The sequence below is a fragment of the Paenibacillus sp. sgz302190 genome (assembly GCF_059820445.1).
Genome location: NZ_JBZYAO010000007.1, coordinates 67,372 through 79,941, shown reverse-complemented (window position 1 = coordinate 79,941; position 12,570 = coordinate 67,372). Strand labels below are relative to the sequence as shown.

Annotated in this window: 9 protein-coding genes; 3 read left to right on the top strand and 6 right to left on the bottom strand. The window is 46.9% G+C overall.

Annotated features, from left to right (window positions below; translation table 11 throughout):
• Window positions 1-292 precede the first annotated feature (292 nt).
• From AC6RNO_RS10740 to AC6RNO_RS10730, 3 genes are all read left to right on the top strand, one after another.
• Window positions 293-2,047, top strand: a complete 1,755-nt coding sequence (locus AC6RNO_RS10740; RefSeq protein WP_474680160.1) for a methyl-accepting chemotaxis protein — start codon at window positions 293-295, stop codon at window positions 2,045-2,047.
• A gap of 17 nt (window positions 2,048-2,064) precedes the next feature.
• Window positions 2,065-5,805: an amino acid adenylation domain-containing protein gene (locus AC6RNO_RS10735; RefSeq protein WP_497105433.1), complete on the top strand. Its 3,741-nt coding sequence runs from the start codon at window positions 2,065-2,067 to the stop codon at window positions 5,803-5,805.
• A gap of 567 nt (window positions 5,806-6,372) precedes the next feature.
• The gene (locus AC6RNO_RS10730) at window positions 6,373-7,176 is read left to right on the top strand and encodes a hypothetical protein (RefSeq protein WP_497105514.1); all 804 of its coding nucleotides are present in this window, start codon (window positions 6,373-6,375) and stop codon (window positions 7,174-7,176) included.
• Between the two features lie 151 nt (window positions 7,177-7,327).
• Here AC6RNO_RS10730 and AC6RNO_RS10725 read toward each other — a convergent pair whose 3' ends face one another.
• The 6 genes from AC6RNO_RS10725 to AC6RNO_RS10700 are packed head-to-tail and all read right to left on the bottom strand — an operon-like array spanning window position 7,328 to window position 12,562.
• Window positions 7,328-8,539: an ABC transporter permease gene (locus AC6RNO_RS10725; RefSeq protein WP_497105432.1), complete on the bottom strand. Its 1,212-nt coding sequence runs from the start codon at window positions 8,537-8,539 to the stop codon at window positions 7,328-7,330.
• A gap of 2 nt (window positions 8,540-8,541) precedes the next feature.
• Window positions 8,542-9,216, bottom strand: a complete 675-nt coding sequence (locus tag AC6RNO_RS10720; protein WP_474680157.1) for an ABC transporter ATP-binding protein — start codon at window positions 9,214-9,216, stop codon at window positions 8,542-8,544.
• Window positions 9,200-10,342: an efflux RND transporter periplasmic adaptor subunit gene (locus AC6RNO_RS10715; RefSeq protein ID WP_497105431.1), complete on the bottom strand. Its 1,143-nt coding sequence runs from the start codon at window positions 10,340-10,342 to the stop codon at window positions 9,200-9,202. The genes AC6RNO_RS10720 and AC6RNO_RS10715 overlap by 17 nt, the downstream gene beginning before the upstream one ends.
• Window positions 10,343-10,352: 10 nt before the next feature.
• Window positions 10,353-11,024 (bottom strand): ATP-binding cassette domain-containing protein, encoded by a 672-nt coding sequence (locus tag AC6RNO_RS10710; protein WP_497105430.1) that lies wholly within the window; start codon window positions 11,022-11,024, stop codon window positions 10,353-10,355.
• On the bottom strand, window positions 11,021-11,203 hold the full coding sequence (locus tag AC6RNO_RS10705) for a hypothetical protein (protein ID WP_474680154.1): 183 nt from the start codon (window positions 11,201-11,203) through the stop codon (window positions 11,021-11,023). Before AC6RNO_RS10705 ends, AC6RNO_RS10710 begins: the two co-directional genes overlap by 4 nt.
• 3 nt (window positions 11,204-11,206) lie before the next feature.
• Window positions 11,207-12,562 carry a hypothetical protein gene (locus AC6RNO_RS10700; protein WP_497105429.1) on the bottom strand — a complete coding sequence of 452 codons (1,356 nt, stop codon included), beginning with the start codon at window positions 12,560-12,562 and terminating at the stop codon, window positions 11,207-11,209.
• Between the last annotated feature and the right edge of the window lie 8 nt (window positions 12,563-12,570).

The following is a 12,570-nucleotide window of genomic DNA, read 5'->3' as shown; positions in this document are numbered from 1 at the left end:
TGATTTATTTTCGAATTCCCCACTTTGTCACTATTTACAAAAAAACAAAATGAAAAACAAAAGACCATTATCAGGCGAATTTGGCCCTTTTTTAGTCAAAATTCATACGTTACACCCATTTTAATTAAAGGGATTACCTTCTCCCATTATTCGACAATTTTGAGGAGATGGGCTAAAATGATTTCATATTTGTGAATTTCGGCCGATAATTAACATAGAAGGGATGTGGTTGCATTGTGAAACCATTTGACAAATAGGGCCCATATTTCATCCGAGTGGAGGGACAGACCAGATGAGAAAAAAAATCAGCATGTCTTTTTTTACGAAAAATCTTTTGTTATCATCGTTTAATATTTTCTTAATCGGCGCTTTACTCATCGTTTCCAGTTATTTTATTCAGAAAAATATTTTAATGAATCAGCTTCACAGCCAGATCAAGACTGTCACGGAAGCATGGTTCAAACAGCTGGATGCCGGCAAAGTTCAAAAAGCGATGCAGGAGAAAAGCTACCAGGGGGCTGTACAAACCGAGCTTCGCGGCCTGATGGATTCCATCAGCAAGTACAACCCGACCATCGCGCAAGCTTACATATTCGGTACCGAGCTGCAGGACGGCAATAAAACGTCGCTCGGCGTCGTTCCGACGCATTTGATTCAACCGCTTGAAGAGTCCAAGCTGACGATTGGCGATATGTACGAGCAGCCTAAAGTGATTGCGGACACGGTTCGCAACATGCTGAACGCGAAGAAGGAAACTTTTTCCGACGTATATAACGACGAGCTCGGGACGTGGACGACGATCGCTTATCCGATTAAGGACGCGAACGGCAATATTTTCGCCTATTTCGCCGTGGATACCGACGCCAAAGCGATTCCCGAAGGGCTGAGCAAGCTCATTACATACGGCATTACCATACTTATCGCTTCCCTGATTGTCATCATCGCCCTGCAATACTTTATCGTAAGGAGGACGCTGTCCCCCATTCGCGAACTGATTCGCGGTATCGAACAGATCAGTTCCGGCAACCTGGACGTAGAGCTCCGCACAGGCAAGGACGATCTCGGCATCATCAACGAGAAATTCAACCAAATGGCCAGTACCATGAACAACACGATCCTCAAAGTGCAGGAGTTGTCCGTACAAGTTGCGGAATCGGCCAGAAGCCTGTATGCGACGACGGAGCAAAACAACCATCATGCGGAAACGATCAATTCCCATATCAAAATGATTACAGGCAACATCAAGCACCAAGAGCAGTCCAGTATCGAAAGCTCGCGGGCCATTACCGAAATCAGCACCGTCATCCAGACGATTGCCCAAAGCTCTTCGAGCTTGGCCGACGAAGCCAGCGCGGTCGAAAACAAGTCTGTGCAGGGCGACACCGTAGTGAAAAATATGGCCGATCAGATGGGCCAAATTACGAAGTTCGTCAGCGACACATCCGTCACCGTCAACTTGCTGGACCGCCGTTCTCAGGAGATCGGCAGCATTCTCGACGTGCTCAGCGGAATTGCCAATCAGACGAACCTGCTCGCCCTGAACGCGGCCATCGAGGCTTCGAGGGTCGGCGAACACGGGCGAGGCTTCGCCGTAGTCGCCGGAGAAGTCCGCAAGCTGGCTGAACAATCCCATCAATCCGCCGATCAAATCTCATCCCTGATCAAAGAGGTGCAAAACGAAATTCATCAAGCCTCGCAGGCGATGGGACACGGTACGGAAGTGGTGGAAAAAGGCATGATCATGGCCGACGAAACCGGCCGGTTGTTTACCGACATTTTGACTGCGACCAAAAATGTTTCGGCGCAAGTACAGGAGGTGTCAAGCGCAGCCCAGCAAATATCGGCCGGAACGGAGGAAATATCCGCCAACGCCGACGAACTCAGCGTATCCGTCAGCAAAACGGCTTCCAATGCAAGTGAAATCAGCCATTCCATTGACGAGCAAAAACATCATCTAGAATCGATCGTGAACTCTTCAAACGTTCTTTCTTCTACAGCCGACGAGCTCAGTGAACTCATTAAACAATTTCGCGTCAAGAAAAAGTAAGGTGAGGGAGATTCCATATGACCATAGAGAGAAAACCATCGGATGCAACGGCAGAAAACGAATTGTACATTCTTCCTGTCCCGCTTGATTACGAACGCCAATCCAGAACTTACCGGCAAGCTTCGGTCAAGGCCGAATTGCCGATGGATCTCGCCCTCAAAGCTTGCGAGCAGTACCCAGACGAGCAGGATCGTCTGGGGCTGTTGCTCAGCCTGTATGCGGCATGGATATACCGCTTCTCCGGCGAGAACGAGATTGCCGTCGGCGCAGCCGGCAGCCGGCTTGCCCCGCTTCCCGTCGTTGTAACTTTGGAGCGGAGCACATCGTTCCTCGACCTGTGGCACGATGTGCGCGCCCAGTTGGACGGGAAGCCGGGACCCGCAGCGAAGCAGCCGGAAACGTTTCTGACGTTAAACCGGAAGCCGGATGAGCAGGATCGTGCCTTACTGAATTGGTCATTCACGGAATATGCGATGCACATCGAACTATCTATGGAATATGACGCCTCTCTGTTCAAGAAATCGACGATTCATCGATACATGCAAGGTTATTTTAAACTCATGCAGGCCGTATTGGAGGACAGCTCCGTAAATGTGGGCTCGATTCCTATTTTAACCGAGCATGAATTGGCGCTCTATGAGCAATTGAACGATACGGCTTTCGAATATCCGGCTCAAAGCACCGTGCACGGCATGATCGAACAAGCCGCCTCGCAGTTCGGCAGCCGTCCTGCAATCTCTTCCGCAGAGCGGTCGTATACGTACGAGGCAATGAATGCGCAGGCGAACCGGATCGCGCACATGCTGATCCGCAGCGGACTTGGCAAAGGCGACTTCGTCACGCTGTTCATGGAGCGGAGCCTGGATACGATCATCAGCCTGCTCGGCGTCATGAAAGCCGGAGGCGCCTACGTGCCCGTCGATCCGGACTATCCGGAGGAGCGGATCCGCTACATCATCGGAGATACGAAAGCTGCGTATGTGCTGACCAAAGGAGCTCACGAGCAGCGCTTGCGCGAGCTGGCCTCCGACTTGGGCGACGTGAAGCACATACTGCGGGTGGACGACGAATGGCCGGACTTGCCGGCGCATAATCCGGATGCCGGCGTACAGCCAAGCGATTTGGCCTATGTCATCTATACGTCCGGCTCTACCGGACAGCCCAAAGGGACTCTGCTTGCCCATGAAGGAGCCGTTAATCTTGGCGCTTTTATCCGGGACAAGTTCGCGATCACGGAAAATGACGTGCTGACCCAGTTCGCAACGTTCAGCTTCGACGCTTCCGTATGGGAAACGATCAGCGCGCTTTATGCGGGAGCCCACCTGGTTTTGCTGAACGCAGAGGAACGCGTATCCGTGGAAGCTTTCGCCGACGCCGTAGCCAGAACGCAGACGACGCTTATCCCTGCCATCCCGACTGTTTTCTTCAATCAGCTGGCAGTCCGCCTGTCCGAAGACGGCTTCCGCAAGCTGTCCAGCTTAAGAGCTGTGATGACGGCGGGCGAAGCGCTGTACGGCGAGCAGGTTCGGTCTTTTCAAACGAAGTCGAACGGCCGCATTAGCGTTTACAATTTGTACGGGCCTACGGAATGTACGATCGGTACGACCTATCACCCTATTATCGGGCCGATTTCATCGCAAATTACCCATATTCCGATCGGAACACCCAACGGCAATTATCGGGTTTATATCGTCAATAACGAGCTGCAGTTGTGCCCGCTCAACGTGCCCGGCGAACTGCTCATCGCCAGCGTGGGACTGGCCAAAGGCTACCTGAATCAGCCGGCCAAAACGGCCGAAGCCTTCATTCCGAGCCCGTTCGTCCCCGGCGAAACGGTGTACAGATCCGGCGATATCGTGAAGCTGCTCGAAGACGGGACGATCGAATACGTGACGCGCAGAGACTCGCAGGTCAAAATTCGCGGTCACCGCATCGAGCTCGGCGCGGTTGAAGATTACTTGACGAAGTATCCGAACGTGCAGGATACCGCCGTCATACCGGTCAAGGAAGCGAACGGCCAGCAAGCTTTGGCTTGCTACTATACAACCATGGACGGCGCTCCGCTGTCCGCCGCCGTGCTCAGAACGTTCCTGCACAGCAAGCTGCCGGCTTACTACGTGCCAAAATGGCTCATTCAGCTGGAGACAATGCCGCTTTCGCCGACCGGCAAAGTGGAACGCAAAAAGCTCGCGGCCTACCCGATCGAACAAGAGCCCGAGGAGACGCTCGTGGACGAGGACAAGCAGCCGCATACCGCTTATCATCAGCTGATTGCGGCTGCCTGGGAACATCAGCTGGGCAGAAAGCATTTCAGCATCGAGGACGATTTTTTCCAAATCGGCGGCGACTCGCTTGCGGTCATCCAGGTGCTCGTTCATCTCAAGCCGCACTGCCAGACGCTGACGATTCAGGATCTGTTCCGGCATAAAACGATGGACGAGCTGGCCGGGCGAATGGAAGAGCTGGACGAGGCTGCCGACGAGCCGCGCAGCGTTCGCAAGCCTGCCCGGTCAGGCGGTGTCACCATGCTGCATGAACTGCCGAGCATCAAATATCGCGCCGCGGTGAATGTTGCGCCTGCCGATGGACATGAGCGGACGAACCGCATTTTGTTGACCGGAGCCACCGGCTATCTGGGTTCGCATCTTTTGTACGAGCTGCTGAAAATAAGCTCGCAGAGCATCATCGCTATCATTCGGCCGGCGGCCGGTAAGACAGCAACCGCCCGCTTGCAAGAAGTGATGCAGCATTATTTCGGAGACAGCCTGCTGGAGCTCATGAACGAGCGGGTACAGGTGCTGGAAGGCGACCTGTCGGCTCCAAGGCTCGGGCTGCCCGCCGAAACCTGGCGCGAGCTGCAGCTGAACGTCGGGACGATTCTCCACGCCGCTGCCGACGTGCGGCATTTTGGCAGTCCGGAGCAGTTCGAGCAAACGAACGTACAGGGCACGCGGCATCTGCTCGAATTAGCGGAAACGAGGCCGGGCATCAGGTTCCACTACATTTCCACCATCGCCATTCCCGAAGACTTGGCGCTTAGCCGGCAGTGGGATTCCGTCGAGGAGCTTGATGACTTTTCGCCCGATCTGCACGTCGACAGTGTGTACACCAGCAGCAAGCTGGAAGCCGAAAAGCTCGTGCTGGCCGCAGCCAAACGGGGCGTGGCCGCCAGCATCTACCGCCCGGCGAACTTGACCTCCCATTCGGTCACGGGCAAGTTCCAGAGCAATATCGACAGCAACGCGTTCTATCGGATGCTGAAAGCCATGCTCCTCTTGGGCAAAGCGCCTGCGGCCGATTGGTACGTCGATCTGACGCCCATCGATTATGCCAGCAGCGCCATCGCGGAGCTTGTCATGCAGCCCGACGCCATCGGGCACGTCTTTCACATATGCAACCCTCAGCCGCTCCCTTACTCCCGATTGATCGAGTACGTGAACGAATGCGGCTATCAGGTGGAGACGATGGAATTCGGCGCCTATACGAGCTGGCTTTTGGATGACGGCCAAGCCGTCAGTCAGGAAGCGCGGGCACTGGCCATGGCCCAACTGGAAGGAGACGGCGCCAAAGATTCCGATTGCCAGTACGGATGCGAGCGCACCTTGGCTTACCTCCAGGCTTCAGGACTTCGATGCGCAGCGCCGGACCTTTCCTTCATCCATAAGCTAATCGCCTATGCCGTATATGTCGGGTACTTCCCTCCGCCTTCGCTGCAGCCGCAACAGCCGAAATCGGCCACAGCGCTGCAGGCCAATTGAAACACGCCATGCTTTGCAAGCCTCATAAGGAGGTCGATACATTCGTATCGGCTTCTTTTTACCCAAGCAAGTCGCGACACTCTGTGAGGGATAGGGGAACGATGTGACTAATTTGGGGGACAGCCGCTTTTTCTGGGCGCGCACCTCTCTCCCACTGTAGGTCACGGAACTACACGACTGGGCAAAAATCAGGTTGCTAGGGAGAAAACCTGCGAAAGTGCAGGTTTTTTCTCCGAGACTGGCTTATTTTGGCGGAAAACCTGCAAAAGTGCAGGAATTTTCGCTGAAAGTGAGCATGAGTCTATATGTTTGGTGAAAAGCCTGCACTTTTGCAGGAATTGTTCGTAGACAGCGATCAAGGACGCAAATTCATGTATTTTTGCAGGTTTTCTTCGTGCAGTCGAACGGATTATGACTATCTCCTCTAATGTGGGGGGGGGTTTTCAACAGCCTGAGGTCGATACATTCGTATCGGCCTCTTTTTGCCGGGAAATACTGAAGCAATATGCCTCAATTCCGTGGAAAAATGGTACACTAGAGCTGTATATGAAGAAAGGCGGAGAAGCGATGGTATACGCGTTCATAATCGAGCCCCAAACCTATAATGCCTTCGAAGACGAGGCTGCGCAAATCGAAAAATGCAAAGAATGGGGGCTGCTGTCCGAAAAAGCTTCCAAAACCAAAGCGTTCTTCTACAAAAGGAACGGCATGACGCTGCCCTGCCGGCTCATCGGTTTCGTCGATAAAATAACGGCCGTCATCGAGCTGGACAACATGCAAAAACATTGCATTCACCCTTCCTTCCTGAAGGAAATGCAAGCAGCTAACTACGGGCAAAAACCTGCCGCCACCGTCGAAGAAGCCGCTGAGCCGGAGAGCGCGCCCCTTGAGTCCGCAGCCGAGCCTGCCGGTCCCGCGGCGGAAACCGTGGCGGAGCCAGAGACCGCTGCTCCCGCGGCGACAATCCCAGCGGAGCCCGAGACCGTAGCTCCCCCGGCGGAACCTCCCGCGGCACAAGAGCCCGCCCCCGACGCTCCGGCCAAAGCCAAGGGCAAAAAAGAAAAAGCCCCCAAGCTCGAGCTGCCCGAGGAAAAAGTCAAAATGACCGCGACCGTGAAGGAATTCACGACGGTGCCGAACCACTTCTCCGATAACGACGATGAAGTCATCATCTACGAGAACGTAGCAATGACCGACCCGGAAACGCCGATCGGCGAAGCCTGGTCCAGCTACAGCGCCACACTCAAGAAGCTGGAGCTGGAAGTCGGAGACACCCTCACATTCGAGGGCAAAATCGTCGCCAAAAAGCTGACCAAGCACCCCGTTCCTTACAAAATCAACAACCCGGCTAAGATACAGAAGCAGGAATAGCGGATCAAAAAGCTAACCCAAACTAGCCAAGCTGGCAGTCAAAACCATGAATGAAAAAGTCTTGGCCTGTGAATCTCTGTATATTCCACAATGGAACTACAGTTTCACAGGCCAACAAGACTTTTTGAGAGAATCCCAAGACGGAATGGGCTCATTCATATCGTAGGGATTCATTCGGATCGCACTTTGCCGCCTTATTCGCCGGCAGCATCCCAAATACAATACCAATGGACATCGAGAATAGTACCCCGCCAATAATCACAGGTATGGATACAAGTGGCGGCCAATGGGTAAACACGGACACTAGGTAGGCCCCACCTGTGCCGATCAATATGCCTATACTTCCCCCTAATGTCGTTAGCATCATGGATTCAATTAAAAATTGAACTAAAATACTCCCCCGAGTGGCTCCTAATGCTTTACGTATACCAATTTCTCTCGTTCTTTCCGTGACCGAAACAAGCATAATGTTCATCACCCCTATCCCCCCTACAACCAATGAAATTCCAGCTATACCGCCGATAATGGCGGTCATCGTATTCGTGATCGTGGAGAGGGACTCCTGGATTTGCTCCATATTGAAAATATAATATTCTCCGTTTGTTTGCTTGCTTCGATATTTTAAATTAAGCAGGTCAACGGCCATCTGCCCAGCTTCCTGAAGCTTACTGGAATCTTTGGCTTGAATAGTCAGCGAATGAATGTTATTCTCTCCGAACAGAGTAGGCCAAACGGCAATAGGCACAAGAGTTTTTTTTATATCAAAATTTAGTAAACTTTTCTTTTTTTCTTTATAAATACCCACCACTTTGAAAGATATTCCTTCCAATTCGATGATTTCTCCTACTACACTTCTTCCTTTACTTAATTTTTCAAGCGAACTTTCACTTAGCAATGCTACCTTGCGCCCTTGTTCGATCTCACTCTTTGTCAAAAAACGTCCTGATACAAGCTCAAGAGGGTATACGTCATAATATCCTTCTGTCATTCCGATCAGTTGAGTATTCATTGTCTTATCTAAATAATGTAACACAGAAGAAGAGGAGTTCATCGTTATGATTTTTGAGATTTCAGGAAGCTTTTGCAGATCAAAGACGTCGCTCTCGTCAAATCTGGCCGTAGATTTTTCGTCACTCAGCTCTATTTCTCCTTCTGTCTCCAGCTTTCGATAAAGTATGTCCAGCGAGTTATTGCCATTACCGACGAAATTTTTTTTCAAAATAGCTTCGCCGCCTTGCCCGATAGCGACAATGGTAATAATAGAAGACACTGCGATAACAATCCCTAGCATCGTAAGCATCGATCTTAATTTATGCGCATACAAAGACGTAATAGCCATCTTCACGCATTCCCATAAGTCCATCGCTAAATCCTCCGATCTTCTACTACTTTTCCGTCTCGAAGAAGGATGGTTCTTTGCGCATACTGAGCTATTTCAGGTTCATGGGTAACAAGAATAATCGTCTTGCCTTCCCGGTTAAACTCGGAAAAAATACTCATGACTTGTTCGCCTGTCTTTGTATCCAGAGAACCTGTAGGTTCATCTGCAAGAATCACATCGGGGTTATTGATAATGGCTCTGGCAATACTGACTCGCTGTTTTTGCCCGCCTGACAGTTGATTGGGATAATGATGCTTGCGCTCACCAAGCCCCACTCTTTCTAAAGCTCTATGCGCTTTTTCAATCCGTGATCTTTTCTTCTCCCTGGCATAAATTAATGGAAGTTCTGTATTGGATAATGCAGTTAATTTGGGGAGCAGATGAAATTGTTGAAAAACAAAGCCTATGTGCTTGTTACGATATTTTGCCAACTCCTTATCGCTAGATGTCGATACATCCTGTCCATTCAACAGGTATGTACCGGAGGTTATCGTATCCAGCAATCCGATGATGCTCATAAGCGTTGACTTTCCTGAGCCCGAAGGTCCCATTATAGCTACAAATTCCCCTTGTTCGACCAACAAGCTAAGATTATGTAGAACTGGCACTTCAAGCGAATCGGATTTATAGGCTTTGCATATGTTATTTAGATGCAGCATCAACCTTCACTTCCATTCCTTCTTTCCAATCTGCTGCTGGATGTATGACAACGTTATCTTCCTCATTAACGCCTGTAAGCACTTCTTTAATCTGATCATTCATCAATCCGATCGTTATTTCTTTCTTGTACAGCGTGTTGCCTTCAACCACAAACACAAAATCTTTGTTATCTTGCACAAAGGTTGCATCATGCGGCAAGGTAAGTGCACTATCTTTTGCTTTTATTTCTATTTCCACAGATACGTGATAGCCTGCTTGCAGCTCAGCATGTTTATCCATGAGGCTTACTACGAAAGGATATGAAGTTACAGATCCCTTCTTTTCTACTGTCGAACTTGTGCTGCTTTGAACAGGGCTTAACTTTATCGTATCTACCTTTCCCTTCCATATCTCACTTGAAAATACTTTGGCTTTTACCTTTACCGGTTGGCCGGTTTTTACAAACACAGAATCAAATTCGGTGATTGTGCCCTTAACTTTATAAGGTTCATTAGATACTATATGGATCATAGGTTCTTGTGCTCCCGCATTGCGGGTAACCTTCTCTACAACTCCTGCTATAGTGCTTTTGACGACCAATTTATCTTTCTTCTTTAAAAGATTTTCCATTTCCATATCGTTTTCCTTAATGGACAGCATGGCATACTTCACCTGCCGTTCCAAGTCTTTCTTATCTTTCTCCGCCTGGCGAATTGACTCCTCAACAAGTGTAATATCTTTCAAATTATGTTTAAAATCGGCCTCCAGATTATCCAGCTTTTCACTCTGCTGTTCAAGTCCAAGGGTTAGCCGCGTCTTGGCAATTTCCAACAAAGTTATCTTATTCCCGATCTCTTCTTCATCGTATCGAAACAGTTCAGTATCCTTCGTAATTTCCTGTCCCTCATATACAAATATATCTTTAACCGATCCCATGGTTTCATCTTTATATATGGTCTCTTCCTCACTAGGCGTTATGACACCTGAAGCAATCAAGGTATCCGACATCTGTTGTTTATTCACCTTAACCACCTGCACTTTTGTCACGCTGGTGAGAGAAGATTTTGACTTGGATATAATCACATTCACCACAACGAAACATAAAATCACTATACCGAGTATCATCAAAAGACGCTTATTTTTCATTTGACCGCCCTCAACTATTTTTCTTCCCTTTTATAGTTGTAAGTTTCGTACCGTCCACATAACCTTCCGGCCTTTCTAAAGAAATATACTCGTCCACATATTCCAATATCAGCTTGTTGTGGGTGGCGATGATGCAGCACTTTGCATCGTTGCTTGTCCATTGTTTCAATTCTTTTAAAATATGATTCAACGTAGTTTCATCAATGTTTTCAAGCCCTTCATCAAAAATAATAATATCCTTGTCCAACATCATGTAAATGATAAAAATAACTTTTTGCTTCGTACCTTTAGACAAAGTTTTAATCATTTGATTCAAAACGGTGTCTTTGTCCATGTTCACAAGACTGACTATTTCATTAAACTTGACTTCGTCAAACTTCCTGGAATAGAGCAGTAAAAAGTACTGTGTGACTTCTATAGGCGTCAGATACTCCAACCCGATAAAATCATCAGAGACGAATACAATGGTGTTGTTATAGCCGGGTATTAGCGGTTTATTGTTATATTTTAATATTGCTGTTGATTTTAAATTACCGTTTATAATATTGACCAATGTGGATTTTCCGGTGCCGTTCGCACCTACTACCCCCAACATATGTCCGCCGCTGATACTTACTTCCTGATTTAAAAAAATCACATTCTTGCCGAATGCAAACTTATCAATATTTAATTGCAGGATCACGCATTAATTCCTCCCAAGCGAAAAATCAATACTAAAATCGATGCAATCAAAGCAATTATTGATAAAACGATGACCAAGTAATTGGGATGAGCGCCTTTCTTAATCCCGTTATACGATTTAATTAAGGTATGAATGCTGTACAACGCCAAAAAGGCGAATAAGATCAATTGAAAATACATAGTTTAAATTCTCCTCTCAATATTTCGCTTCTCTATTCTAATGTGATTAACGGTTTTTATTGCCGAAATAACGGCCCCTAACAATACCGCCAAAAACACGAAATCAATAACATGGTCTATATTAAAAAGGGTATCCTTTATCGTTTTCGGAATCACTTCATTGGTGCTCACATTGATATAAATACTGATTGTAACAAACAGCGACATGACTAAAAAACCTTCAATTAAACCGGTGTATCTTCGAAAATCCACAGGTTGCTTCGTTACATCAGCTTTATTTTTTTCAACAAATATATTGGGAGACAAACAAATCATAGTTATAAAAAAGTGCGATGTTCCCAGCAGCAAAATATTATGAAAGCTGCAATCGATCTTCAGCAAGGCGAGTAAGTAAATGACTCCCCATCCTGCATTGAAAATATTGAATACTATTAAAATAACTAACTTTTGGAAGTAATTATAGAGAATGCCCATGTTATAAAATTCCAATTTGGTGGTTGAAAAATAAAAACATTCGTCATAGGACAAAACTTTTAATTTGATGTAAATATAATAAATAGAGAAATAAACCAGAAGAAGAACAATGTTATGTATTTCAGAAGCCAGTAGTATCTGATTTGTGCTATGTAAAATATAGTTGGCAAAGAAAAATATAAGAAGGTAGAACGGGAATATAAAGGCGACAATTTCTTGCTTGCTTCTAAACAGCATTCTAATGAGCCTTTTCAAATTTATACTTAAAAAGCTTGATTTCTTCTCTTTGAAGTTATATTCTTTATATTTTAACACTCTGTATCTGTAAAAATAAAGCATACCAACCATAATCATGAATAATATAACACAATATAGAATAACTTCAAAACTATGAATAGAATAGATCGCAAGAGCCAAATAAATAGCAGAATAAGCATATATGAAGACGCTGGAGTAGCGTTGTACATTTATAAAAGATATTCCGAGTAAAAATAGTAAAATGACATATATTTTAATATCTAGCGAGAACATTAAATTCAAACAAATTAAAACGATCCCATAAAATTGAAAAACAGCTTCTTTAACAAATAATTTATGAAAAAACATTCTAAAACTACGCACATTCAATTCCTTCATCTTTAAAATATATACAATAAATAAAATAGCAATTAAAATGTATTTGAACATTGCCGAATAAAAAAAAGCGGATATGGGCATGACACACAACGCAAAAATCTCAACAACGGAAAACAATTTGCTGAGCAAAGCGCAAATATTAGAATGAAGGTAACTAAATTCAGTACTAATGTAGGACATTTTCTTTTCAAATGAATTTCGGTAATACTTTTTTAAAAAAAGAGCTAGGTACATATATGCAGCGTTCATTTTGCCTC